The sequence below is a fragment of the Frankia nepalensis genome (assembly GCF_016786325.1).
GTDB lineage: Bacteria > Actinomycetota > Actinomycetes > Frankiales > Frankiaceae > Pseudofrankia > Pseudofrankia nepalensis.
On record NZ_JADWYU010000188.1, the window covers coordinates 1 to 25523 of the forward strand.

Annotated in this window: 18 protein-coding genes; 9 read left to right on the top strand and 9 right to left on the bottom strand. The window is 73.8% G+C overall.

Annotation, left to right across the window (positions count from 1 at the left end; translation table 11 throughout):
* Positions 1-811: 811 nt before the first annotated feature.
* From I6A81_RS28350 to I6A81_RS28370, 5 genes are all read left to right on the top strand, one after another.
* Positions 812-1591 carry a GNAT family N-acetyltransferase gene (locus I6A81_RS28350; RefSeq protein ID WP_407661400.1) on the top strand — a complete coding sequence of 260 codons (780 nt, stop codon included), beginning with the start codon at positions 812-814 and terminating at the stop codon, positions 1589-1591.
* A 213-nt stretch (positions 1592-1804) separates the two neighbouring features.
* A complete protein-coding gene (locus tag I6A81_RS28355; protein WP_203007617.1) occupies positions 1805-4192 on the top strand; it encodes an FdhF/YdeP family oxidoreductase in 2388 nt (795 codons plus the stop codon).
* Between the two features lie 246 nt (positions 4193-4438).
* Positions 4439-5200: a 3-oxoacyl-ACP reductase FabG gene (gene fabG / locus I6A81_RS28360; protein ID WP_203007618.1), complete on the top strand. Its 762-nt coding sequence runs from the start codon at positions 4439-4441 to the stop codon at positions 5198-5200.
* A 220-nt stretch (positions 5201-5420) separates the two neighbouring features.
* Positions 5421-6830 (top strand): 4-aminobutyrate--2-oxoglutarate transaminase, encoded by a 1410-nt coding sequence (gene gabT, locus I6A81_RS28365; RefSeq protein WP_407661401.1) that lies wholly within the window; start codon positions 5421-5423, stop codon positions 6828-6830.
* A gap of 100 nt (positions 6831-6930) precedes the next feature.
* On the top strand, positions 6931-7740 hold the full coding sequence (locus I6A81_RS28370; RefSeq protein ID WP_203004107.1) for an OmpA family protein: 810 nt from the start codon (positions 6931-6933) through the stop codon (positions 7738-7740).
* 51 nt (positions 7741-7791) lie between these two features.
* Here I6A81_RS28370 and I6A81_RS28375 read toward each other — a convergent pair whose 3' ends face one another.
* The 3 genes from I6A81_RS28375 to I6A81_RS28385 all read right to left on the bottom strand — a co-directional run bounded on the left by I6A81_RS28375 (position 7792) and on the right by I6A81_RS28385 (position 9776).
* The gene (locus I6A81_RS28375) at positions 7792-8193 is read right to left on the bottom strand and encodes a pyridoxamine 5'-phosphate oxidase family protein (RefSeq protein ID WP_203004106.1); all 402 of its coding nucleotides are present in this window, start codon (positions 8191-8193) and stop codon (positions 7792-7794) included.
* 96 nt (positions 8194-8289) lie between these two features.
* Complete coding sequence (locus I6A81_RS28380; RefSeq protein WP_203004105.1) at positions 8290-8772, bottom strand: hypothetical protein; 483 nt, start codon at positions 8770-8772, stop codon at positions 8290-8292.
* A gap of 80 nt (positions 8773-8852) precedes the next feature.
* The gene (locus I6A81_RS28385) at positions 8853-9776 is read right to left on the bottom strand and encodes a M48 family metallopeptidase (RefSeq protein WP_238429447.1); all 924 of its coding nucleotides are present in this window, start codon (positions 9774-9776) and stop codon (positions 8853-8855) included.
* A gap of 355 nt (positions 9777-10131) precedes the next feature.
* Between I6A81_RS28385 and I6A81_RS28390 the strand changes: the two genes are divergently transcribed.
* From I6A81_RS28390 to I6A81_RS28405, 4 genes are all read left to right on the top strand, one after another.
* On the top strand, positions 10132-13947 hold the full coding sequence (locus tag I6A81_RS28390; RefSeq protein ID WP_203004103.1) for an NAD-glutamate dehydrogenase domain-containing protein: 3816 nt from the start codon (positions 10132-10134) through the stop codon (positions 13945-13947).
* 399 nt (positions 13948-14346) lie between these two features.
* Positions 14347-14829, top strand: coding sequence for a hypothetical protein (locus I6A81_RS28395; protein WP_307874980.1), 483 nt, complete (start codon positions 14347-14349; stop codon positions 14827-14829).
* A gap of 357 nt (positions 14830-15186) precedes the next feature.
* Positions 15187-15960, top strand: a complete 774-nt coding sequence (locus I6A81_RS28400) for a creatininase family protein (RefSeq protein WP_203004101.1) — start codon at positions 15187-15189, stop codon at positions 15958-15960.
* Positions 15957-17684: a phytoene desaturase family protein gene (locus I6A81_RS28405; RefSeq protein ID WP_307874981.1), complete on the top strand. Its 1728-nt coding sequence runs from the start codon at positions 15957-15959 to the stop codon at positions 17682-17684. Before I6A81_RS28400 ends, I6A81_RS28405 begins: the two co-directional genes overlap by 4 nt.
* A 44-nt stretch (positions 17685-17728) precedes the next feature.
* Here the strand turns inward: I6A81_RS28405 and I6A81_RS28410 are convergent, their stop codons facing one another.
* The 6 genes from I6A81_RS28410 to I6A81_RS28435 all read right to left on the bottom strand — a co-directional run bounded on the left by I6A81_RS28410 (position 17729) and on the right by I6A81_RS28435 (position 25385).
* Entirely contained in the window at positions 17729-19105 is a 1377-nt protein-coding gene (locus I6A81_RS28410) for an FAD-binding oxidoreductase (protein ID WP_203004100.1), read from the bottom strand.
* Positions 19106-19373: 268 nt separating this feature from the next.
* On the bottom strand, positions 19374-20606 hold the full coding sequence (locus I6A81_RS28415; protein WP_238429446.1) for an ABC transporter substrate-binding protein: 1233 nt from the start codon (positions 20604-20606) through the stop codon (positions 19374-19376).
* Between the two features lie 274 nt (positions 20607-20880).
* Complete coding sequence (locus I6A81_RS28420; RefSeq protein WP_203004099.1) at positions 20881-21777, bottom strand: ABC transporter permease; 897 nt, start codon at positions 21775-21777, stop codon at positions 20881-20883.
* A 5-nt stretch (positions 21778-21782) separates the two neighbouring features.
* Positions 21783-22544 carry an ABC transporter ATP-binding protein gene (locus tag I6A81_RS28425; protein ID WP_203004098.1) on the bottom strand — a complete coding sequence of 254 codons (762 nt, stop codon included), beginning with the start codon at positions 22542-22544 and terminating at the stop codon, positions 21783-21785.
* Entirely contained in the window at positions 22541-23866 is a 1326-nt protein-coding gene (locus tag I6A81_RS28430; protein WP_203004097.1) for an amidohydrolase family protein, read from the bottom strand. The genes I6A81_RS28425 and I6A81_RS28430 overlap by 4 nt, the downstream gene beginning before the upstream one ends.
* A gap of 112 nt (positions 23867-23978) precedes the next feature.
* Positions 23979-25385: a methylenetetrahydrofolate reductase gene (locus tag I6A81_RS28435; protein ID WP_307874982.1), complete on the bottom strand. Its 1407-nt coding sequence runs from the start codon at positions 25383-25385 to the stop codon at positions 23979-23981.
* Between the last annotated feature and the right edge of the window lie 138 nt (positions 25386-25523).

Here is a 25523-nt window from a genome sequence, read left to right on the forward strand (position 1 = left end):
ACCTCACGACCTGGATGACCAGCCGCGACCTCCCCGACCAGCCACCCAGGCCAACCCACTTCCAAAACACGCCCTAGTTCCGAGGGCCGGCGTTGGCCGGCCGCGTGGGGTGACGGAAAATCGCTGGCGGCTGGCCAGTCCTGGGATCGGTCCATGGGCTGTGGTGCCACACGGGGAGGTTCTCGGCACCATAGCCGCTGGGATCATGGTCGAACACCCCACAGGCCATGACCAGCCGCCCGTCGGAGCCGTCCCGCTCACCGGTCACCATGTTTTCCCTCCAGTCCACCGCTGATTCCGGTGCCCCTTGGGGGAGAGCTCTGTCGCGGGCGTCGGGTGATCGTCGCGTGCTTGTGGCTCTGGTCACGGTGACGCGGTTCCGTGCGCCGTTTCCTCGGGCATCCGGCGATCATGGTGACGGGACGATCGCGGTGACAACTGGGCTCGGCGCGGTCTGGCCCACGCCGGAACCCGAGGTCAGCGCCCGATGCGCCGGTGCCAGGCGGCGGCGCACTCGCCCTGTGGTGTCATGAGCCGGACGGTGCCGGGCAGGCCCGTCCCGCCCGGCATGGCCGCCACGGCCCATAAGGTGCCGACTGGGTGAGTTGGTGGACCAGGCGCCGGGGGGCGGCTCACGACGGGTATGCCCCGCGACCGGCCGCGCCGGCCGCTGGCCCGGTGGTGCCCGCCGTTCGCGTCCCTGGTTTCGTGTCCTTGGTACCGATCGGTCGGAGGAGACGCGGTGACGACGGAGACCACGCGGTCGGCGCGGGTCGAACCGGTAGCGGTCGAGCCGGCAGCGGCAGTCCCGGTGGCCGGGGCGGGGCCGCGCGACGACGCGGCGCTGCACAACGTGATCTGGTCGGCGCTGACCGGGCCGCAGGCGCGCTTCGCCGAGCGGGTTGGCCGCGCGGTGCGCTACCAGGCCGACGTCGCCCCGTTCGCGGCGATGCTCGGCGGGCCGGGCGAGTGGGCCTGGGACGACCTGGCGAGGGTCCTCGGCCCCGGCGGCACGGGGGTCCTGTTCTTCGTCGACGAGGCGCCGCCGGCCGGCTGGCGGGTCCTCGACCGGCCAGGGCTCGTCCAGATGGTCGCGACCGACGCGTTCGCCGACGCCCGCGAGCCCGAGGCCAGGGTGCTCGGCCCGGCCGACGTGCCAGCCGTCCTGGACCTGATCGACCGCACCCGGCCGGGTCCCTACCTCGAGCGGACCATCGAGCTCGGCGCCTATCTCGGGATCTTCGACGGCGACGCGCTGGTCGCCATGGCGGGGGAGCGGATGCGCGTCCCCGGCCTGACGGAGATCAGCGCCGTGTGCACCGACCCCGCCTACCAGGGCAGGGGCCTGGCCACCCGGCTGATGCGCGCCGTCGCGGCCGGTATCCGCGCGCGCGGCGAGACCCCGTTCCTGCACGCCGCCGCCACGAACACCCCCGCGATCCGCCTGTACGAGCATCTCGGCTTCGTCACCACGGCCGTGACCGTCTTCCAGATCCTCCAGGCTCCGACCGTGCCCGTCAGCCGGGCCCCAGCCCTGCCCGTCGGCGAGGACGAGGACGAGCCGTTCGTCCGCCGCGGCGAGTGCGGCTAAGCCACCATCCCGTAGGCCACAACCTCGTAGGCGTCGCCTCGACTGCCGGGCGCCGGCGAGGCCCGGTCCTCCGCCCGCCGGACGAGCGGGGTGAGGCGGCCGGAATCCGCGGGTAGCGTGCGAGCTGACCCCTGAGCCGGCCGGCGGTCCGGCGTCGGGTCGGTGGCCGCGCGGCGGCGACCGGCGGGGGCGATTCGGCGGGAGGTGCGGGCCGTGGCGCGCAGGGCACCGGCGGTAGACCCGGAGGACTCCGCCCAGGACGCCGGCCGGGGCCCGGCCCGCTCGGCGGCCGGTCTGCCGGGAGTGGCGCACGCCCTGCGGCAGTCCTGGGAGCAGATGGGTGCTCGCCGGGGCGTCACGACGCTGCGGCTGCTCAACCAGACCGACGGGTTCGACTGCCCCGGCTGTGCCTGGCCTGATCCGGACCCGAAGCACCGGCATGCCGCGGAGTTCTGTGAGAACGGCGCGAAGGCGGTCGCCGAGGAGGCGACGCTGCGCCGGGTCACGGCCGCGTTCTTCGCCGAGCACAGCCTGACCGACCTGGCCGGGCGTTCGGGCTACTGGCTCGGCCAGCAGGGCCGGCTCGTCGAGCCGATGGTCAGGCGCGCCGGATCCGAGCACTACGTCCCGGTGAGCTGGGACGAGGCCTTCGAGATCATCGCCACGGAGCTGGCCGGGCTCGCCAGCCCCGACGAGGCGGTCTTCTACACCTCCGGGCGGACCAGCAACGAGGCCGCGTTCCTCTACCAGCTGTTCGCCCGCGCCTACGGCACGAACAACCTGCCGGACTGCTCGAACCTGTGCCACGAGTCGTCCGGCGCGGCGCTGAACGAGACGATCGGGATCGGCAAGGGCTCGGTCACCCTCGAAGACCTCGAGATGGCCGACCTGGTGCTGGTCGTCGGGCAGAACCCGGGGACCAACCACCCGCGGATGCTGACCTCGCTGGAGCAGGTCAAACGGCGCGGCGGGTCGATCGTCGCCGTCAACCCGCTGCCCGAGGCGTCGTTGCGCCGGTTCCGCAACCCGCAGCGTCCCTCCGGGGTGCTCGGCGCCGGCACGCCACTGGCGGACCAGTTCCTCCAGATCCGGCTCAACGGGGACCTGGCCCTGTTCCAGGCACTGTCGCGCCGGCTGCTCGACGCCGAGGCCGCCGCCCCCGGGACCGTGCTCGACCATGAGTTCCTCACCGGCCACGCGACCGGCTTCGACGCGTTCGCCGCCCACCTGCGCACGCTGGACGAGGCCGACGTGGCGGCGGCGACGGGCCTGGCCGCCGCCGAGATCGACGAGCTCGCCCGCCGCGTGCTCGCCGCGCAGCGCATCGTCGTCTGCTGGGCGATGGGGCTCACCCAGCACGCCAACGCGGTCGCCACGATCCGCGAGGTCGTCAACTTCCTGCTGCTGCGCGGCAACATCGGCCGCCCGGGTGCCGGTGTCTGCCCGGTGCGTGGGCATTCCAACGTCCAGGGCGACCGGACGATGGGCATCTGGGAGAAGATGCCCGACGCCTTCCTCGTCCGGCTCGGCGCCGAGTTCGGGTTCGCTCCGCCGCGCCGGCACGGCCACGACGTCGTCGACGCGATCCGGGCGATGCGCGACGGGCGGGCGAAGGTGTTCATCGGGCTCGGCGGGAACTTCGTCGCCGCCACGCCGGACACCGCGGTCACCGAGGCGGCGGTCGGTTCCTGCCGGCTCACCGTGCAGATCTCCACCAAGCTCAACCGGTCGCACGCCGTCACCGGCCAGACCGCGCTGATCCTGCCGACGCTGGGCCGCACCGAGATCGACGTGCAGGCCGGCGGGCCGCAGGTCGTCACCGTCGAGGACTCGATGAGCTCGGTGCACGCGTCCCGTGGCGCGCTGCCCCCCGCCGGCCCCGCGCTGCGCTCGGAGGTCGCCATCGTCGCCGGCCTCGCCGCCGCCACACTCGCCCGCCGCGTCGGGCAGACCGGCGGGCCGACGGCCGCCGCCCCGGCGTCCGACGCCTCTGGGCGCGCCGAGGCCCCCGAGGCCCCCGCCGGTGTACCCGCCATCGACTGGACGGCGCTCGCGGGCGACTACCGGCTGATCCGGGAGCGCATCGCGAACGTCATCCCCGGCTTCGACGGGTACGAGGAGAAGATCGCCCGGCCGGGCGGCTTCCTGCTGCCGCACCCGCCGCGCGACGCCCGCGAGTTCCGCACCCCGTCCGGGCGGGCCGTGCTGACCGTCAACGAGCTCACCGTGCTGCGCGTCCCGCCCGGCCACCTGCTGCTGCAGACGATCCGCTCGCACGACCAGTACAACACCACCATCTACGGCCGCGACGACCGCTACCGAGGGGTGCGGGGCGCCCGCCGGGTGGTGCTCGTCAACCCCGACGACCTGGCCGCGCGCGGCCTCGCCGACGGCGACCGGGTCGACCTGGTCGGCGTCTGGACCGACGGCGTCGAACGGCGCGCCGCCGACTTCCGGGTGGTGGCCTACCCGACGGCCCGCGAATGCGCCGCCGCCTACTTCCCGGAGACCAACGTGCTCGTCCCGCTCGACTCGACCGCCAAGCGCAGCAACACCCCGACCTCCAAGTCCCTCGTCGTCCGCCTGGAACCCCGCGACTGACCGGCGGGGCACCCGCCCCGGAGGCGCGGCGACGAGCCGGGACCCGGCGGCGCCGCGCCCGACGGGCGAGTCGTCCACGGTCCACCGCCGAGCGGCCTGTCGGCCCGAGCGCCGGTCCGTCAACGTGAGATCCGCCGTCTCGGGACGACCGAGGCGGTCAGGTTTCGGCAGTATGGCGGCGACGACAGGTAGCGGTCCGGCCGCCGAACTCGGCCCGACCCCGCCGAGAGACGGGAGAACGTGAGCATGACCGAATCCGCCCCCAAGGTGGCGATCGTTACCGGCGCGGCCCGTGGCCTGGGCGCCGCGACCGCCCTGCGGCTGGCCGAGGACGGCTTCGCGGTCGCGGTGCTGGACCTCGAGGAGCAGGCGACGAAGCCGGTCGTGGACCAGATCGTCGCGGCGGGGGGCAAGGCGATCGGCGTCGGCGCGGACGTCAGCAACTCGGCGCAGGTCGAGGCGGGTGTCGCCAAGGTCGCCGCCGAGCTCGGCCCGCCGACCGTGCTGGTCAACAACGCCGGCATCACCCGCGACAACCTCATCTTCAAGATGCCGGAGAGCGACTGGGACCTGGTCATGGCCGTGCACCTGCGGGGCGCGTTCCTGATGACCAAGGCCTGCCAGAAGCACATGGTCGAGGCCAAGTGGGGCCGGATCGTGAACCTGTCCAGCACGTCGGCGCTGGGCAACCGCGGCCAGGTCAACTACTCGGCCGCCAAGGCCGGCATGCAGGGCTTCACCAAGACGCTGGCCGTCGAGCTCGGCAAGTTCGGCATCACCGCCAACTCGATCGCCCCGGGCCTCATCGAGAGCGAGATGACCCACGCGACCGCCGAGCGCCTCGGCGAGACCTGGGAGACCTACGAGGCCCGGCGCGCCAAGGAGATCCCGGTCGCCCGCGTCGGCCAACCGGCTGACATCGCGCACGCGGTCTCGTTCTTCGTCAGCGAGGGCGCCGGCTTCGTCACCGGTCAGGTCCTCTACGTCGCCGGTGGCCCGAAGGCCTGACCTGGCGTCTGGCGGGGCCAGAGCCGCGGCGAGACCGTGATCTCTGGCCCCGCGCAACCAACGCGAGCACGTCGCGGACACGCGTCGCGGCGTCGCGACGTCGCGGCGACGTCCAGGTCGTGACCCGTCCTGCCGGAACGAGACGAGATGGCTGCGGATCGAGTGCCGAACCGATCGATTTTCGCGTGAGTCGGTGGTGAAACGCGCGGCGGCCTACCGTATGGGCATGACGACGACTGCCGGGCCGGCGACGCCGGTCACCACCGATCCCACGGCGACGGCCACCCGCGCCGGGGCTGTGGGCGGGCCGGGGCTGCCGCAGCGGCGGCACCTGGTCACCGAGCTGCCCGGGCCGCGGTCGCGGGAGCTGTCGGCGCGCCGGGACGCCGCCGTCGCGCGCGGCGTGACGAGCACCCTGCCGGTCTTCGTCGCCGCCGCCGGCGGCGGGGTCCTCGTCGACGTCGACGGGAACGCGCTTATCGATCTAGGCTCCGGCATTGCCGTCACGACCGTGGGCAACAGCGCGCCGCGGGTCGTCGACAACGTGATCGCGCAGGTCCAGGCGTTCACGCACACCTGCTTCATGATCACGCCATACGAGGGCTACGTCGCCGTGTGCGAGCAACTCGCGCGACTCACCCCCGGCGACCACGCGAAGCGCTCGGCGCTGTTCAACTCCGGCGCGGAGGCCGTCGAGAACGCGGTCAAGATCGCCAGGATCCACACCCATCGCCAGGCGGTCGTCGTCTTCGAGCACGCCTACCACGGCCGCACCAACCTCACGATGGCGCTGACCGCCAAGAACCACCCCTACAAGAACGGGTTCGGCCCGTTCGCCCCCGAGATCTACCGGGTGCCGCCGTCCTACCCGTTCCGGGACGGGCTCACCGGCCCAGAGGCCGCCGCCCGCGCGGTCGCCCTCATCGAAAGCCAGATCGGCGCCGCCAACGTCGCCGCCGTCCTCATCGAGCCGATCCAGGGCGAGGGCGGCTTCGTGGTCCCCGCGCCCGGCTTCCTGCCAGCGCTGGCGGACTGGTCGCGGGCGTCCGGCGCGGTGTTCGTCGCCGACGAGGTCCAGACCGGGTTCGCCCGCACCGGCGCGATGTTCGCCTGCGAGCACGAGGGCGTCGTCCCCGACCTGGTCGCCACCGCCAAGGGGATCGCCGGCGGCCTGCCACTGTCGGCGGTCACCGGCCGTGCCGAGATCATGGAGTCGGCCCACCCGGGCGGCCTCGGCGGCACCTACGGCGGCAACCCGCTGGCCTGCGCCGCCGCCCTCGGCGCGATCGAGACGATCGAGCGGGACGGCCTGGTCGACCGCGCCCGCGCGATCGGCGAGCGGGTGCTGCCCCGGCTGCGCGCCGTCGCCACGCGGGTCCCCGCGGTCGGCGACGTCCGCGGCCGCGGCGCGATGCTCGCCGTCGAGATCGTCGACCCGGCCACCGGGCGGCCCGACGCCGCCGCCACCGGCCGGGTCGCCCGCCGCTGCCACGAGCAGGGCGTCGTCGTCCTCACCTGCGGCACCGACGGCAACGTCCTGCGCCTGCTGCCCCCGCTCGCGATCGGCGACGACCTCCTCGACGAGGGCGTCACCGTCCTCCTGGAGGCCCTGGAGGCCCTCGCGCGCTGAGCGACATCGCGTCCGCCCCGCGCTGTCGGCTATCCGGCACGGCGGCGGTCCAGAGATCGATCGCCAATAGTGTCCCGCCCATCCGCTGTTGGGGGGCAGAATGGTGCGAAAGATCGCGGTTCCGGCGCTGGCGGCCATCACCGCCGGACTGGTGTTCGCCGGAGGTTGCGGAGGTTCCTCGGGATCGGACCGGGACGCCTCTCCGGCTCCGAGCGGGCCGAGCGCCGCGACGACTACCGCCGAGCCGACGCCCAGCACGGCCCCGGAGGACTCGTCCACGGAGGCGTTGCCGCCCGGAGCCCAGCCGGGGCTGCATGACTTCAACGATGACGGCACGCCCGACCCGACGTGTGGCACCCAGGACTTCGGCGCCGGGTTGGTGCTCCGCCTGCTCTGCGGAGACTTCAGTGGGTACGCCCACACCCCCGAGGACGGGACGAGGTTGGTGGCGGACTCGCTCTACCGGCTGCCGGGGCCCGACAACGTCGATCTCACAGGCATCTCAGGCGAGAACCTCGCCGCCATAGACGAAGCAGGCCGCGAGGTCTTCATCCTGATCTTCAACAGTGATGCCCTGTTCGACACCGGCAGCGACGTCATCGGCAGCACCGACTCGCTGGACGCGACGATCAATCTGATCAATGCGCACTACGCCGAGGGCGACATCCAGGTACGCGGCCACACCGACGCGACGGGCACGGCCAGCGGCAACCAGGCCCTGTCGGAACGCCGGGCCGGAGCCGTCCAGAGCTACCTCCTCGGCCACGGGGTGCGGGCCGCCACGGTCACCTCCGTCGGACTCGGCAGCGCCCATCCTCTGGCCGAGGAGGCCAACCCGGACGGTTCCCCCGACCCCGAAGGCCAGCGCTTCAACCGGCGGGTCGAGATCGTCGTCCGGCTTGCCCAGTAGCGGCTGGCCGCCTGGTTCGCCCTGCCCGGCCCGCCTGCCGCGCCGGGCGGATCAGTTGCCGGCGCGGACGCGGGTGGCCTGAAAGGTCACGACGACGCGGGGTTCGAGGCCGGGGGAGCCGAACTGCTCCAGGGTCCTGCCGTACGTGGCGAGCATCGCGACGAGGAAGGACTTGTCCGCGTCGTCCTCGATGATCGCCGTCGCGCGGATCTCCGCGGTGTGGTACGGGTTCGTGGGGGAGATCGCGAAGACGGTGGCCGTCGGGCGGGCCGCCAGGTTCTTGTACTTGTGGCGGTTCTTCGACAGTGAGGTCCGCAGGACGCCGTCCTCGCCCAGCAGGGCCCAGATGGCCGTCGTCTGGATGGAGCCGTCCGCGTTCAGCGTGCTCAGCGCGACCGTGGCGCTGGTGAACAGGTCGCGATGCGTCTCCGGGACGACAAGGGTGTCAGCCATGGGCCCAGTCTTGCCGAACCGGGCATGTCCGCCGTAAGGCCCCACGACTCCCGACAGATGGGTTGACGATCGCCAGCCGGACGCTTGGGCCAGGCGTCAGGGAATCTCCATCGTCTGGGCGGTGCGGAGCTCTTCGAACGCGCGGGTCAGCTCGGCGGGCAGCCGGACTCCCAGCCGGGTGAGCAGGTGATCGACGACCAGGGCACAGGCGATCGGCAGGGCGTCCGGGTCGAGGCTCGGCCGCGGCGCGTCGTCGGGCGGGTGGATGGACAGCGTGCCGGCGAGCACGATGACGACCGCGTACGGGTCGAGCCCCGCCAGCCAGGGCGACGCGAGGCGGGCGACCTCGTCGAGCAGCGCGCTGACGTCGTCGGCGTCGACCCCGTCGGGGAACGTCCGCTCGACGAGCCCGAGCGTCAGCCGGTGCAGCAGCTCACGCGCCACCGTCTCGTCGCGGGCCCGCAGCTGGGCGCACGCCGCCCGCAGCGCCGCCGCGTCGCGCTGCCCGGCCGCGCCGACCAGGGCGGTGACCGCCCGCGCCAGCGCCCGCCCTTCCGGCGGCAGCCCGGCCACGGTCATCGGTCTCGTCCCTCGCGTCGCATGCGGCCATAGTGGCCCATCCCGCGTGCCCGGCGGCGCGCGGCGACACCGGCTCGCCGTCAGTACCGGCCGTCGGGGCCGACGACGGGCTGGATGGGGATGACTGCGGCTCCGTAGCGATCGATGAGGTCCCCGGGCTGCCCGCTGGTGATCCACTCGTGGAAGTGGCGGGCGCGTTCGACGACGAGCGGGTGGCTGCTGCCGACACGCAGCTGGAACCGGTGGAACCGGGAGATCTTGCTCTCGCTGGCGAGGTCGTCCAGCCGGCGCGCCTGCTCGAGGAACGCGGCGGTGCTCATCTGGTCGGAGCGGACGCCGCCGGCGAGCTTCATCATCATCCCGACACAGGCGTCGAGGTCCTGGGTGGCCAGCATCGCGGCGCGGTCGGCGGTGAACTCGGACGCCCGGTCCCAGCTCTTGAGCGCCACCCTGATGCCGATCCCAACGGCGGCCGTCATGACGTTCGCGCGCCCCATGCCGACGCTCGCCGCGCCGCCGAACACCCGAGCCATCGTCTTGTAGAGGACGTGGCCGCACTTGATGTGCCCGGCCTCGTGGCTGATGACGCCAAGGAGCTCGTCCTCGGACATGATGTCGATCAGCTCGGTGAACAGCACGACGTACGGGTGGTTGTGCCCCGAGGTGTAGGCGTTCATGGGGCCCTGGCGGACGAAGAGCTCCGGCTCGGGGATGTCGAGGACCGCGCAGGCCTCCCGGAGCAGGCGGTGCACGCGGGGCAGCTGCCGGTCGCCGACCCGCACCCCCGAGGCGGTGTGCTCGACGTACTCGACGCGCTCGACGCCCCACTCGATGAACTTCGCGACCGCCTTGTCGAAGCCCGGCACGCGCTTGAGGTTGCTGGTGGCCTGCAGGTCGAGCGGGTGGCGGAAGGTGTCCGCGTCCAGGCCGGCCAGCCGGACGCGCGGCGCGCGGCCGGTGCCGGCTGGCCGTGCGCGCGTGGTGCCGGCTGGCTTCGCGAACATGCCCGGCTCGTCCACAGTTCTCCCCGATCTGCCGGCCAGCGGCGCCCGACCCGTCCTGACCGGTCGGTCACGGACGGCTGACGGATGGTCGGACGGGGCATGCGCCGCTACCCGACGTCGTCGCGCGACAGCTCCGGCGGCTGCATGCTACTGGAGACCACACAAGTCGCACGATGGTTCGTCAAGCCTGGACCTGTCGCTCAGCTGTCACCACCGTGCGTCATCTCCGGCGTGATCGGGACGGCACGATCTTCGGCTCAGGTTCTAGCGTCTGAGGAACGCGGGCGACCTCTGACATGGGCGGTCGGTCGTCGGGACTGTCGGCCGTCGGGACTACGGATAAGCCGGTGACACCGTGAGCACAGGTGGCAGCGCGGACACAGATCGCACCGCGGACACAGATCGCACCGCGGACACAGATGGCAGCGCGGACACAGGAGCCGAGGAGACGTCCGCCTCCGGACCTGGCACCGCGGGGCACGGTGGCGCGCCGACGGCGGGACAGCCGGGCGACGCGGCGTCCGCGACGGGCGCGGCCCCCGCGGTCGCGTTCACGGACGACGCCGCGGCGGGGGTCACGCGCTGCGTGCTGACCTGGCCGGTGGCGACGGGGCGACCGGCGCTGGCCTCGGTCGTCGACGTGCTCACCCGGCTGGGGGTCGAGGTCGTCGATCACACCAGGCCCCCGGCGTCGGCCTACGGTTCCGGTGCCCCCGAGCGGGATGAATACCTCCTGCGCCTTCCCGAGATCCCGGCCATCGCCGGTCAGGCCGCCGAGAGCGCCGCGCCGGCCCCGGCGGCGGCCAGGGAGGCGCTCGGGCAGCTGTTCGTCGCCGTGTGGACGGGCCAGGCCGAGCTGGACGGGTTCACCCGGCTGGCGCTGACCGCCGGGGTGCCGTGGCGGGAGGTCGCCGTCATCCGGGCCGCCTGGCGGTTCCTGCACCAGACCGGCGTGGGGCTGTCCCACGGGTACGCCGAGCGGACGGTCCTCGCGAATCCGGCGTTCGCGCGGGCGCTGCTGGACTTCTTCCGCGCCCGCTTCGACCCGGACTACCCCGGCCCGCGACCCACCGGCCCGGACGGCGCCGGCCCGCACCGCTCCGACCGGGACCGAGCCGACCCGGAACAGGCGGGCTCGGCGAGCCGGGAGGCCGGTGCGGCGCGGGCGTCCGCCAGGCTGGAGGCGCTGCTGGCCGAGGTCAGCAGCCTCGACGAGGACCGGATACTGCGCGGGCTGCGCGACGTGCTGCGCGCCGTCATCCGTACCAACCACTACCAGCGCGACGCCGCCGGCCGGCCGCGACCGGCGCTGGCGCTGAAGATCGCCTCGTCGAGGCTCGCGCTGCTGCCGCCACCGCGGCCCTGGGTCGAGGTGTTCGTGACCTCCCCGACCGTCGAGGGCGTCCACATGCGTGGCGGGCGGGTCGCCCGTGGCGGGCTGCGCTACTCCGACCGGCCCGAGGACTACCGCACCGAGGTGCACGGCCTCTACCGGGCGCAGGTCACCAAGAACGTCGTCATCGTGCCGGACGGGGCCAAGGGCGCCTTCGTCCTGCACGCGCCGACCGTCGCCGGCGGCGCCGACGCGAGCGGCGCCGCGGCTGGTGCTGGTGCTGGTGCTGGTGCCGGCGCCGGGGGCGGGGGCGGTCGGCCGAGCCAGGAGCGGGTGCGGGCCGCGTACCGGACGTTCGTGTCCGCGCTGCTCGACGTCACCGACAACCTGGTCGCCGGCGCCGCCGCCGGGCCCACCCGCACCGTCGTCTACGACGACCCGGACCCGTACCTGGTGGTCGCGGCCGACAAGGGGACGGCGGCGTTCTCCGACCTGGCCAACGAGATCGCCACCGAGCGCGGCTACTGGCTCGGCGACGCGTTCGCCTCCGGCGGGTCGGCCGGCTACGACCACAAGGCGATGGGGATCACCGCGCGCGGCGCCTGGGAGTCGGTCCGGCGGCACCTGCGCGAGTTCGACCTCGACGCGGACCGTGACCCGTACACGGTCGTCGGCATCGGGGACATGTCCGGCGACGTGTTCGGCAACGGGATGCTGCGGTCGCGATCCATGCGCCTGGTCGGCGCGTTCGACCACCGGCACGTCTTCGTCGACCCCGATCCCGACCCGGAGGCGTCGTTCCGTGAGCGCCGCCGGCTCTACGACCTGCCCGGCTCGACGTGGGCGGACTACGACCCGGCGGTGCTGTCGCCCGGCGGTGGGGTGTTCCGCCGCGACGCCCGCCAGGTGGAGCTGTCCGCCCGCGCCCGGGAGGTCCTCGGGCTGCCCCCCGCGCCGTCGCCCGCGCCCGAGTCCGGGGTCGCCGGCGAGGGCGGGGCTGCCGTCGGCACGGAGGCCGGCACGGAGGCTGGCGTGGCGGCGCCCGACGCGGGCGGGATCTCGCCGGTCGAACTGATCCAGGCGTTGCTGCGCGCCCCCGTCGACCTGATCTACAACGGCGGTATCGGTACGTACGTCAAGGCGAGCACCGAGGACCACGACGACGCGGCCGACCGCGTCAACGACGCGGTGCGCGTCGACGCGGACGAGCTGCGGGCCAAGGTCGTGGTCGAGGGCGGCAACCTCGGCGTCACCCAGGCCGGCAGGGTCGAGTACGCCCGCCTCGGCGGCCGCGTGAACACCGACTTCCTCGACAACTCCGCTGGCGTCGACACGTCGGACCACGAGGTCAACCTGAAGATCCTGCTCGCCGGCGCCATCGAGGACGGCGAGCTGACCAGCGCCGACCGCGACGAGCTGCTGCGCTCGCTCACCGACGACGTCGCCGCCGCCGTCCTCGACGACAGCGCGCAGCAGGCGGCGGCGGTGAGCCTGTCCGCCACCTACGCGCCGTTCTACCTCGACCGGCACATCCGCCTGCTGCGCAACCTGGAGGCCCGTTCCGGCCTGGTCCGCTCGCTGGAGCACCTGCCGTCCGAGGCCAGGCTGGAGGAGCTGCGCGCCGCCCGCTCGGGGCTCACCCGCCCGGAGCTCGCCGTGCTGCAGGCCAAGGCCAAGACCCTGGTGCGCCTGGAGCTGCTGGCCTCGACCCTGCCCGACGAGCCGGCGCTCGACCTCGTCGCCCACCGGTACTTCCCGCCGGCGGTGCGGCGGCGGTTCGCGAAACGGATCAGCGCCCACCCGCTGGTACGCGAGATCATCGCGACGCACCTGGCGAACGAGCTGGTCAACCGGATGGGGCCGGGCTTCGTCTTCCGGCTGGAGGAGCAGATCGGGGTGACGACGGCCGACGCCGCCCGGGCCTACGCGGCCGCCGCCTCGCTGTTCGGTCTCGACGAGCTGTGGTCCGAGCTCGACCGCCGGGGTAAGCAGCTGCCGGCCGACGCGGAACTGGCGGCGCGGCGGGTGACCCGCGAGTTCCACGACCTGGCGTCCGAGTGGCTGCTGCGCCACGCCCGGGGCCGCGCCGGCACGGCGGCGGTCGCCGAGCTGCTGCGCGAGCCAGCCGCGGCGCTGGCCGCGTCGTTCGGCGTCGCCGGCCCGTCCGGGGGCACCGGTTCGTCCGGGGTCACGGCGACGTCGGCCGACTCCGGCCTGACGGCCAGGATCTCCGGGCTCGGCGGGCTCGGCACCGCGCTCGACCTGCTGGTCGCCGCGCCCCGGCCGAGGCCGGCCGCGATCGAGGACGCGGCGGGCGTGCACATGGCGCTCGGCCGCTGGCTGGGCCTCGCGGGCCTGTACGACCGGCTCGACGACGTCGCCGCCGACTCCCACTGGACCCTGGCCGCCAAGGTCACCCTGCGGGCGCGGCTCACCGAGCTGTGGACGGCCCTCGACTGGCTCGTGCTGACGACGGCCCGCGCGGACGCCACGGCGGCCTCCCTCTCGGAGACCGCCGGGCCGACGCCGCCCGACGGGGAGGCAGGTGCCTGGCTGGCCGGCGGCCCGCGGGAGGTCACCTCCCGGTGGCTGGCCCGGCGCGCCGAGGCGGTCGGGCCGTTCACCGCCGTCCTCGCCGAGATCGCCGGCGAGCGGCCCTCCGGCGAGCCGAGAGCCCGCTCCGCCGGCCCGGCGGGCTGGCGGCCCACCGAGGCCCGGGTCGGCACCGGGCCGATCGACGTCGCCCCGGCGACGGTCGCCATCGGCGAGCTGCGCCTGCTCGTCGAACGCGTCCAGTTCACCCACGACGGCCTGGGCCCGCACCTGCGCGACCGGTAGCGCGGCGGGTCCGGCGGCCATCACGCCCAGTGCGGCGACGCCGTGCGCGGCCCGGCCGGCCCTGTCCGCCCGGGCCGCGTACCAGGTCAGCCGGCGCGGCGGGCGTGACGGGTGTCTCGCCTCGGCGCCGACCCCGGCCCGGCCATACCTGGACGCGGTGCTTTAATTCGACGGGCCGAGCGACGGCTGTATACACAGTCGTCCGGGCAAGGACAGTCGCGCCTAAATGATGAACGGCCGCGCGCCCGCCGCGCGGATGGACGGGGGGATCCGATGGGGGTCGGGAAGCCGGTATTCCGGTTGGTGATAGCGAGTGTTGGCTTGGGCGTGCTGCTGTTGGTCGGCGCCTGCGGCGGGAGTGATTCCCAGACGTCCGCGACGGCGACCGGGTCGGCCACCGTGAGTGAGGATCCCTCGACGGCCGAACCCGTCAGCACGCACACCGAGCCGCTCCCGGACATGTTCAACAATCTGCACACCGACCTGGACGGGACTTCCGCGCCCGCGATCTCGGGGGCACCCTCCGCGTCGGCCGGCGGCGAGTCGCTGACCGGAACGATTGTTCCCGCGAACTTCCCGTTCCCGCAGGGAGTGACCTGGGACATCGCCGACAGTAAGCGCACCGACGCGACGCTCAAGCTCACGGGAGTGACTCCGGCCGCGGCCGTGGAGTACTACCGGCAGGCGCTGCCCACGGTCGGCTACAGATTCTTCCAGGAGTCCCTCGAGGAGGGCAGGACGAAGGTCACCTTCGTGGGCAATCACCAGAGCGTCCTGGTGCTCGCGGACGCGGGAGTGACCCTCATCTTCACGCAATGCACCACCGCCGTGCAGGGAGAACCGGTTCCGGAACGGCGTAGCGATCGAGTGGCGTGCGCCTGACGGTGACCGTCACGGAAATCCGAACGCGGGCGATGAATTACTCCGTGGGCGTGGGCCGCTGATTCTTCCCATGGCCTGGGCGCCGCCGCCGGCCCCACATCAGCGGCCCAGCGTGCGCGCCGACGTGGTCGGCCTGCTCGGCGACGGCGTCCGGGAAGTTTCCACGGCCGAAATTTGGGGCTGACGGGGCCGTCATGGCTGGTGGCCAGGGTGTTGGCCAGGTCAACATCTGACGGGGGAGCGCGGCCGGCCACCGTGATCCGTCACGGTGCGGCCGGTCGGGCTTCCTCCGGGGCGGCGGGGCGCCGACCCGGAAGGTCCGCGAGCGACCGCCTCGCCACGTCGCCTGGAGGCACCATGACCCGGATCTACGCCGACCTGCGGGCCCCCGAGATCGGGGAGCTGTCGGCGGGCGCCGTCGCCGTCCTGCCGATCGGGTCGGTCGAGCAGCACGGGCCGCACCTGCCGCTGTCGACGGACCTGATCGTCGCCGACACGCTCGCGCGTGACGTCGTCGCGGCCCACGGCGACGAGATCGACCTGCTGCTGCTGCCGACGCTGGCCTACAGCAAGTCCAACGAGCACGCCTGGTCCGCCGGGACGATGTGGCTGTCCGCGGCGACCGTGCTGGCGATGCTCGACGACCTGGGCCGCTGCCTGGCGACCACCCCGGTCGAGCGGCTGGTGTTCCTCAACGGCCACGGCGGCAACAGCGCGCTGTTGCAGGTCGCCAGCCGCGACATCCGGCTCGCGCACGGCCTGCGGACCTTCGTCATGCATCCCTCGCTGCCGCCGGACCACGGCGGCAGTTCGCCAGCCTCCGAGCTGGGTATGGGCATCCACGCCGGCCTCGAGGAGACGTCGCTGATGCTGCACCTGCGCCCGGACCTCGTCCGGATGGACCTGGCCGAGCGATCGGTGCCCGAGCACCTGGCGTCGTTCGAGCGGGTCGGCTGGGGCCGTCCGGTCTCGTTCGGGTGGCTGTCCGACGACTTCGGCACCAACGGCACGCTGGGCGACCCGACCGGCGCCACCGCCGAACGCGGCAAGACACGCTACGAGGCGATGGTCGAGACCGCGGCCGCCTCGCTGCGCGAGATCGCCCGCTTCGACCCCAAGACCGCCCGGTGACGGCTGATCCTGATCTGGTCACGGCCGCCGGGTCGCTGGCCGCGCCCGGGACACTGGCCGCCCCCGACACACTGTCCGCGCCCGGGACCGACGAGCTCCCGGAGCACGCGGACGCCGTCGTCATCGGCGGCGGGCACAACGGGCTGGCCTGCGGGGCGTACCTGGCCCGCGCCGGGCGGTCGGTGGTCGTCCTGGAGGCGCGGGAACAGGCCGGCGGGTGCGCGTCGACGGTCGACGCGATCGGCGCGCGGGTCAACATCTGCAACTGCGATCACACGATGATCCGCGCCAGCGGGATCATCGAGGAGCTCGACCTGGCGTCGCACGGCCTGCGCTACCTCGACGTCGACCCGATGCTGATCGGTGTCGGCTGGGCCGACGAACCGGTGTTCATCCAGTGGCGCTCGATCGAGCGCACCCTCGACGGCCTCGCCCGCGTCGACCCCACGGCGGCCGCCGCGTACCGGCGCTACCTGGACGTCGCGCTCCCGGCCGCCAGGCTGGTCCTCGCCGTCCAGTGCGGCCGGCCGACGACACCGTCGATCGTCGCCACCGTCGTCGCGCGCCAGAAGCTGCGCGGCTCCCGTGTGCTCCTCGACTGGCCGCGGCGCAGCCTCGTCGACGTGCTGACGTCGTTCGGCCTGCCCTCCTGGGTGATCGCCGCGACGCACACCGTCGGCCCCGCGGTGTGGGGGCTGGGGCCGGACGCGCCCGGCACCGGCCTCGGGGCTCTGGGCCTGGCGATCCGCCACCTCGTCGGCGTGGGCCGGCCGGTCGGCGGCAGCGGGGCGGTGCCCGGGGCGCTGGCGGCCTGCCTGCGCGCGCACGGCGGCAGGGTCGTCACCGGCGCGCGCGTGACCGGCCTGGACGTCGAGGCCGGCCGGGCGCGGGGCGTACGGCTCGCCGACGGCGGCCGGGTCACCGCCGGCGCCGTCGTCAACGCCACCGACCCGCACGCCCTGCTCGTCGACTGGCTCGACGGCGTGCCAGCCGCGGCGAAGCTGCGGGCGCGCTGGGCGGCCAGGCCCGCCGACGACGGCTACGAGTCGAAGCTCGACGCCGTCGTCACGGCCCTGCCGACCCCGCGCGCCGTGCTGGACCTGCCCGAGGACGTGCTCCCGGCGGCACTCCACCACGTCCCCACGACGATCGTGAGCCCCACACCCGAGCAGCAGATAGCCGCGTCGGCGGCCCTGAAGCGTGGCCTGATCGCCGACCGGCCGATGTTCTTCCTCAACACCCCGTCGGTCCTGGACGAGACCATGCGTCCCGGGCTTCCCGGCGGCGGCGACGGCGCGCCGCCCCCACGGCCCGGCGCGGTCGGCGGGACCCCCGCCGCCACCGAGGCTCACCTGCTGAGCCTCGAGGTGCTGTGGACCCCGTGGGCGCTGGAAGGCGGCTGGGGAGACCCCGCGGTGCCGTGGGGCTGGCTGGAGCGGTTCGCGTCGATCTGCGCCGGAGGGTCGGGCTTCCTGGAGTCGGTGCGGGACTGGCGGGCGATGACGCCGCCCGACTACGAGCGCGAGTTCTTCCTGCGCCGCGGCTACGTCCCGTCGTTCCCGGACGGCGTGATGGCGGCCCTGCTGGGCCGGCGCCGGGAGCTGTCCCGCTACCGCACCCCGGTCGCCGGCCTGTACCTCACCGGCGGCGCGACCTTCCCCGGCGCCGGCGTCTGGGGCGCGTCCGGCCGCAACGCCGCCGCCACCGTCCTCGCCGCGCGCTGAGGCCGTTCCCGTGGTCGGGTCCGGGCCCGGCCGGGAGCGGACGATCAGGACGGCGGCGGGAGCTTGCCGGGGTTGAGCAGACCGTCGGGGTCGAAGCGGGCGGCGGCCGCGCGGATCTGGTCGACCCGGTTCTTCAGGACCCAGGTGTGCGGGTCGTTGACGAAGACGTCGACGTCGGCGAGCCGGGTCATCCGGTCGTAGAGGGTGTCCACGTCGTCGAAGCGCAGGAAGAGCATGCCGGCCCAGTGCCGGCCCCCGCCCGGGCTCGCGAATCCCTCCAGGTGGATGAGCGACTCCGGCGCCACCGCGGCGACCTCGGCGCGGCGCCGGGTGAGGCCGTCGCCGCCGCACTGCAGGTGGGTGAGCTCGGGGCGCAGCTTGCGGACCCGGTAGGTGGTGTGGTTGTAGGACAGCGACGTGACCAGCGCCGGGCCCTTCGGGCGCACGGCGTCGACCCGGCCGCCGTGGCGCTCGACGACCGCGCTCGCGGCGGCGACGCTGTCCTCGGTGATGATCCCGCGCACCGACAGCCGGTCGGGTGGCATCGCCGGGTCGACCGGGCGGTAGGTGGCGACGACACCGGCCTCGTCGAGGGAGAGCAGCCGGGGCGTCGGCTCCAGCTCGAACAACTCCTCGCCGGCGCTGACCGCGGCGTCGAAGTCGGAGAACGAGGCGAACAGCGCGGTCCAGCGGCGCGCGGGCCGCAGTGCCACGGTCGCGGTCGCGATGACGCCACTGACCCCGAAGGCGTGTGACTGGGCCGTGTTGTCCGGGTAGGGCACGTCGACCGGGGTGGCGTCATCGGTGCACGGCACGACCGACAGCGAGCGGATGTAGCCGTCCCAGACGGCGCCGTTCGCGATCGAGCCGGTGCCGCCGGCGCCGCCGGCGATGAACCCGCCGATGGTCGACCCCACGGTCGACGGCATGATCGCCAGCTCCTGGCCGGTGGCCAGCGCCGCCTTCTCCATCAGGACGAACGACGCGCCGGCCTCGGCGGTGATCCAGCCGTCCTCGACGGCCAGCACCTTCGTCGCCCGCGAGGTGTCGAGCACCAGCCCGCCGAACAGCGGGATGCCCTGGCCGTAGTTGCCGGTGCCCTGGCCGCGCGTGGTCACCGGCACCCGGTGGCGGTGCGCGGCGCCGACCGCCGCGGCGATCCCGGCGGCGTCCCCCGGGCGAACCACGAGGTCGGCCACCCCGCCCGGCAGCATCGGCTGGAGCACGGGGCTCATGTGTGCCCAGTCGGTGGAGGCGGTCAGCCGGGCGGGCTCGTCGCGGGAGACGGCGTCCTCGCCGAACAGTCTGGTCAGTTCGAGGGCCAGGTCCCTCAGGGCGCCCGGGTCGACCGGGGTCACCTCGGGCAGCCGGGCGCGCGGGAACGCAGGGCGCGGGACGGCCTCAGCCGCGGGCTGGGACATATTGCTCCTTCCGAGACGGCGTGGCGGCGACGTCTCGGCGGCGCCCGTCTGGGGCGCCGCGCTTCGTGAGGAGGGCCGGTCGGCACTGGGGGTGGCTGTGCCGGCCGGTGTGGGGCTGGCCTGGGTGGGGCCGGATCGGGCTTGGTCCGCGCGGCTCGGGCCTGACGTGGTGCTGTCGCGGCGGCCGGTGAGGCCGCGGTATTTACGCCGAATCCCGGTGGCTCCCAGAAGGGAGCCACCGGGATCGGGGGTTCAGGACGTCAGGGACTCAGGAGGTCAGGCTGATCGACGTGTCCAGGAACTGGGTGTCGACGAGGTCCGACGGCTTGAGGCCTTCCTTGATGGGCTTGCCGGCCTTCTCGTAGATCGGGTCCAGGATGTCGATGAGCTCCTGGAGCCGGGTCTCGTCGAAGTCGCCGAGGGTCGGGGTCGAACCGTTGCCGACGATGCCGAGCTCACCCATCGTCTTCACCGCGTAGTCCGCGACGCCCTCGCTGTAGATCCAGCCGTTGTTGTACTCCTCGACCAGCTTGAGGATCAGGGCGTTCGCGGCCGACGGGTCGGCCATGAAGTCGATGACCCCCTGCTGCATGATCGGGATCAGCTTCGTCAGGCACGGCTTGAGAGCCTCGATCTTGTCGGGCCGGATGCCGATCGCCTGCTGGTAGAAGTTGAAGCCGGCGTCCGCGACCAGCTGGTACTTCATCGCCTTGCCCCAGGACCGCACCTCGTTCTCGTAGGTGTACGGCTCCGAGGTGGCGAAGCCCTGGACGGCGAACTGGCCGCCGGAGGCCACGAAGTTGGTGGGCGTGCCGTCGTAGCTGCCGTCGATCTGGCTCGCCTTGAGGATGCCGGAGCCGGTGAAGTAGTCCATGTACGCGGCGCCCTCGAAGTAGAGCACCTTCGTGTCGGTCTTGCCGATGTCGGCGATCGTCTGCCAGTCCGGGTGGACCTCGGGCGACCACTGGATCATCTGCGGGCTCTTCTCCAGCGCGGCGAACAGCGCGACCGTCGGCTGGGTCTCCGACAGCGCGACCTGCTCGTCGGTGCTGACGTAGGAGATCGTGATGCTGTCGTCGGCGTACACCTGCGACGTCGTGGTCTGGAAGCCGATCGCCGGGCCGCCGGCGCGGATCTCCAGGTCCACCCCGGTGTCCACGCCGCCGTGAGCGACCAGGTTGCCCGTGACGGCCTTCTTGCCGGTGTCGATCTTCGGGTCCGGGCCGATCAGCTGGTACTGGCCGCCGTGCTCCGACTCCGGGTTCCAGTCGCTCTGCAGGACGATCGTGTCCGGGCAGCCCGCCGCCTTCAGGTCGAACTCGGCGGGAACCGCGCCGCCGCCCGCGGCGGGGGGCGTGTCGGCCTCGTCGTCGTCACCGCCACAGGCGGCGGCCACGAGCGCGATCGTCACGGCCGCCGCCGTGACGGCGAGGAGACGGCGCGGCCGGCCCGGGCTGGCCGGCGACGAGGGCAGTGCCCTGGTCAGACGTGGTCTGGTCAACGGAGTGTTCCCCCTGGATCTTCAGGCGTTGCGGCCCGAGGACGTCGATGGACGGTGTGGTGGTGACGCGATTCGGTGTTGCGGTGGGGCAGTGGTGCGGTGTTGCGATGGGACGCGAGGGGAGCGGTAGGCGGTGGCCCGGCGGAAGTCGGTAAATGTCGGTCTGGTCGCGCGCCGGGGCGGGCGCGGGCTGGGCGTCGGCCCGGCTACGCGGCGACGCCGACGTCGCCTGGCCGGGCGGGAGTGGGGCGCGGGACGGGGACTGGGGTCGTGGTCAGCCCCGCCTGGGCTGGTACCAGCGGCCTACGGCGACGCGTGACAGCCAGCCGAAGAAGACGAAGACGGCGACGCCGAGCAGGCTCGCCACCAGGGTGGTCGCCCACAGCCGTTCGCCCTCGAGCCGGGAGGCGAACACCGAGAGGTTCGTGCCGAGGCCGGCGTTGCCCTGCTTGAAGAAGAACTCACCGACGACCGCGCCGATGACCGACTGCCCCGCCGCGATCCGGAACCCGGAGAACATGGCCGGCATCGCGGCTGGCAGTTGCAGCTTCCACAGCCGGGTGAACCGGCCGGTGTGGTGCAGCGTGAACAGCTCGTGCATGCCACGGTCGACCGACTGCAGACCGAACAGCGTGTTCGACACGATCGGGAAGAACGAGATGATGACGCAGACGATCGTCCGGCTGGTGAGCGCGAACCCGAAGAAGAAGCTCAGCACGGGAGTCAGCGCCAGGATCGGGATCGTCTGCAGGACCACCGCCCACGGGTAGAGCGAACTCTCGACCCATTTCGCCTGGTTCATCAGCACGGCGGCGAGGACCCCGAGCACCATCGAGATCGCCAGGCCCGTGAAGGTGACGATCACCGTGTACTTCAGCGCCTCAAGGGTCTTGCTGAAGTTGTCCCAGTCGAGGATCCCGACCCGGACCACGTCGTGCGGCAGCGGCAGCATGAACCGCTGCCGTGGCGAGAGCGTCAGCCCGGAGACGAGGTACCAGATCCCGATGATCAGCGCGAAGACGCTGAACGGGAGCAGGAACTTGTTGAGGAACGCGCCGGCGAGCCCGCTTCGGCCACGGCCCGCCGACCCCGGGCCCGGGGCGGTCGCGACGACTCCCATGGGCGCCGGCTCGGCGGCCGGGCCCGCCTGCGTCGCGGAGTCTACCGTCATGATCGTCACACGTCCCTGAGGTGTCGGGAGATCTCGCCACACAGCGCCGCGAACTCGGCGCTGTAGCGGAGCTCCGGCGCGCGCGGGTAGGCGAACGGGACGGCGACCTCGGCCTTGATCCGGCCGGGCCGGCCGCTCATCACCAGCACCCGGCCCGACAGGAACACCGCCTCCTGAACCGAGTGGGTGATGAACAGCGCCGCGAACCGGCGCTGGATGAACATGCGCAGCAGCTCGTCGTTGAGCCGCTCGCGGGTGATCTCGTCCAGCGCGCCGAACGGCTCGTCGAACAGGAAGACGTCCGGGGCGAGCACCAGCGAGCGGGCGATCGACACCCGCATCCGCATGCCGCCGGAGAGCTCGTGGGGCAGATGCCGCTCGAACCCGGCGAGCCCGACCAGCTCGATGGCCTCCGCGACCCGCGCCTGGCGCTCCCGCTTGCCCAGGTGCTCGAGCTCGGCGAGCAGGCCCACGTTGTGCGCCACGTTGCGCCAGGGCAGCAGGGTCGCGTCCTGGAAGACGTAGCCGAGCGACTTCGAATGCACGTCCACCGTGCCGCCGGTCGCGTCGTCGAGGCCGCTGGCGATCCGCAGCAGGGTGCTCTTCCCGCAGCCCGACGGGCCGACGACCGAGACGAACTCGGCGGGCGCGACCGACAGGTCCGCCCCGGCCAGCGCGACGGTACCGTCCTTGAACCTCTTGCTGACCCCGGCGAAGCGCAGCGCGGCGGTGGCCGCCGCGGGCGGGGGTTCGGTCGTCGTCGTCATCGGTCGGCCTTCGGTACGCAGGGATCGGGCGTCGCGGCCGGCGGTGCCGACGGCGACGCGGGTGCTGACGCTGGCACGGGTGCTGGCACTGGCGCGGGTGTCGATGCCGGCGCCCTGGGGGAGGGCGGCGCGGGGGCCGCCAGCTCGGAGCGCACGACGGTGCGGGCGACCACCCGGCCGTCACGCCAGACGGTCCGGGCCGCGCCGGCGGCGCCGAGAGCCTCGAGGGCGTCGCCGGCCGGCATGGCCACCAGGTCGGCGGGGGAGCCCGGAGCGAGGGAGACCGCCGGCAGGCCGAGGGCCGTCCGCGGCGCGGTGGTGACGCTGTACAGCGCGTTGACCGGGTCGAGGTGACCGCAGGTCACCATCAGCGCGGCGACCTCGAGCGCGTCGCCGCGGCCGACGACGTGGAACGGGTCGCGCAGGTTGTCGCCGCCCGCGGCGACCGTCACCCCGGCGCGCAGCAGGGGCGCCACGGCGGTCAGCCCGCGCGGCGTCGCGACGGGCTGGTCGCGGCCCTGCAGGTACAGGTTCGTCTGCGGCAGCGCCACGACCGAGATCCCGGCCTCGGCGACCCGCTCGGCGATGGTCCGCTGGGCGTCGACCGGCTGCATCGACAGGCTCACGCAGTGGCTCGCGGTGACCGGGTGCGGGAAGCCGGTGCGGGTCACCAGGTCGGCCAGGGTGACGAGGCTGAGCGCCGTCGGGTTGAGCGTCTCGTCGGTGTGCAGGTCGATCGGCGCGCCGGCCTCGCCGGCGGCGTCCAGGCAGGCGGCGACGGCGCGGTCCGGGTCGTCCTCCATGTGCGGGCAGCCGCCGGCCACGTCGGCGCCCTCCTTGAGCGCCTCGCGCAGCAGCGGTCCGGAGGTGTCGTTGACGAGGGCGACGAGCTGCAGGTCGATGATCCCCCGCCAGCGCTCACGTACCTCCACCATCGCCGAGAGCGCCGCCAGGCCCACGCTGCTCAGGACGTTGACGTGCGAGCGGATGTGGGTCGTGCCGTAGGCGAGGTGGATGCGCAGCGCCGCCTCGGCCCGGGCGATGAGCTCGGCCCGGTTCGTCTCCGGGCGCAGCGCGTCCATCGCGGCGACCGCGCCGGCGAGGTCGCCGGTCGGGTTGTGGATCAGCGACGCGGTCAGCGCCTTGTCCAGGTGAGCGTGCGGCTCGACGAACGACGCGAGCAGCACGTGCCCGGACAGGTCGGTGTCCTCCGGGCCCACCGGGCCGCCGGCGGCGGGCAGGACCCGCCGGATCACCCCGCCCGAGATCTCCACGTCGACCGTCTCGCCGGTCGACGTCGTAGCCGAGCGCAGCCAGCTCACGGCACCCGCCAGTCGCCCACAACGCCTCCCACCGCGCCGGACTCACCGGCCGTCGACGCCCCGCGCGGCCCGGGTGGGAACCGCCCGGTTTGTGCCGCTCGTGTCCATTCACTCACGCCGGGCCCACGGCGGTTCGGCTGGCCCCCACCGGATGGCGCGCTTGGCGCCGGCTCCGCGCCGGAGCGACGCCGAGCACGCGGCGGGTGATCTCGGCCATCGCCGCGGCCAACGCCGCCTCCTGGCCGGGCGGCGCGCCGCCGGAGAGGTTGACGCCGTCCACGCCCGGGATCTCCAACATCCGCTCGGCGAGCTCGGTGCCCTCCGCTATCCCGGCGGCCTCGATCTCGGCCGCCTCCGCGGCGGGGATCGTGGGCCATGCACCATTGGCGGCCCGATCGGCCGGCCCGCCATCGGCGCCGCGGTCGGCCGGCGCGGGATCAGCGGCCCGATCGGCCGGCGCGCCATCGGCGGTACGGTCGGCGGCCGGTGTCCCGCTCGCGCCGCGGCCGGGCGGTGTCCCGTTCGGAGTGGGGACGGCCGGGGTCGCGTTCGCGGTGGTGAACGCCCGGGCCGCCCAGGTGCCGGTGATCCGTTCGAGGTAGCCGTCCGGGAGCCGGCCGGTCGCGAACGAGGCGATGACGGCCGCCGACGCCGTGCTGGTGACGACCGGGACACAGACCAGCACCAGCCCGGCGAACCCGGCGGCGCGCAGTTCGGCGACCGCCTCGGCGACCGGCCCCGGCCCGCCGCAGTGGTCGACGAACACCACGTCCGCGCCCGCGTCGATCTTGGTGAGCAGTCGCGGCAGCCGCCGGTCGGTCGGCGGAGCCGCCGGCGCGTGCGCGACCGAGCACAGCGCGCCGCCGGAGCGCGCCGCCGCGGCGGCGACGCGGCGCACGACGCCCACGCTGTCCAGGTCGAACACCGCGCGCGCCTCCGGGCGATGGCCGAGCGCCGAGTGGTCGCCGGTCACGCAGTGCACGCCCACGGCGCCCGCGTCGACACAGGCGGCGATCTCGCCCTCGATCGCGACCCGGTTACGGTCCCGGCAGTTGATCCCCACCCAGGCGGGCACGCCCTCCTCGGCCAGCAGCCGGGCGCGGTACGACGGCGGGAACTGGACCCGGGCGCCGCCATGGTCGCCGAGCAGGCACGCGTCGGCCACGCCGGCGAGCGCCGCCGCGCTCGCGCGCAGGCTCGCGGCGGACAGCGGCTCGGCCGGCAGGTCGGCGACCACGACGGGTCTGCTGCCCGCCGCGGCGAGGAAGGCCGCCACGGCGGGCTGCCGCCCGGCGGCCGGCGGCTCGGGGCGGGCGGCGGCCAGTGGCCCGGCCGCGAGCGTCGCCGCGTACGGCCAGTCAGCGGCGTCGACCTGGACGAACGAGCAGGCGCCGAACCCGGGGACCTCGCAGGACCCGTCGGTGCCGACACCCGCGCACGGGCCGTAGTCCATCTTCTTCGGGCACCGGTCAGCCGCGGCGTGCCAGCCGCCGACGGCGAGGTGCCCGATGTCGACCACGCCATCACTGTCCAGCACCCCTGGCCCGGTTGAGTTTCGTGACCATGAAAACTGGGTTTCGGCCCATGGTCGCGGCGGGCAGTAGTCCTGGTCGTATCTGTGAGCGGCCCGACCGACCAGGTTTCGGCGCGGCGCGGC

Coding starts and splice junctions, on each gene's coding strand:
- fabG (WP_203007618.1), top strand. CDS start 4,439: ATGACCGAATCCGCCCCCAAGGTGGCGATCGTTACCGGCGCGGCCCGT.
- gabT (WP_407661401.1), top strand. CDS start 5,421: ATGGGCATGACGACGACTGCCGGGCCGGCGACGCCGGTCACCACCGAT.
- I6A81_RS28370 (WP_203004107.1), top strand. CDS start 6,931: ATGGTGCGAAAGATCGCGGTTCCGGCGCTGGCGGCCATCACCGCCGGA.
- I6A81_RS28375 (WP_203004106.1), bottom strand. CDS start 8,193: ATGGCTGACACCCTTGTCGTCCCGGAGACGCATCGCGACCTGTTCACC.
- I6A81_RS28380 (WP_203004105.1), bottom strand. CDS start 8,772: ATGACCGTGGCCGGGCTGCCGCCGGAAGGGCGGGCGCTGGCGCGGGCG.
- I6A81_RS28385 (WP_238429447.1), bottom strand. CDS start 9,776: ATGTTCGCGAAGCCAGCCGGCACCACGCGCGCACGGCCAGCCGGCACC.
- I6A81_RS28400 (WP_203004101.1), top strand. CDS start 15,187: ATGACCCGGATCTACGCCGACCTGCGGGCCCCCGAGATCGGGGAGCTG.
- I6A81_RS28410 (WP_203004100.1), bottom strand. CDS start 19,105: ATGTCCCAGCCCGCGGCTGAGGCCGTCCCGCGCCCTGCGTTCCCGCGC.
- I6A81_RS28420 (WP_203004099.1), bottom strand. CDS start 21,777: ATGACGGTAGACTCCGCGACGCAGGCGGGCCCGGCCGCCGAGCCGGCG.
- I6A81_RS28425 (WP_203004098.1), bottom strand. CDS start 22,544: ATGACGACGACGACCGAACCCCCGCCCGCGGCGGCCACCGCCGCGCTG.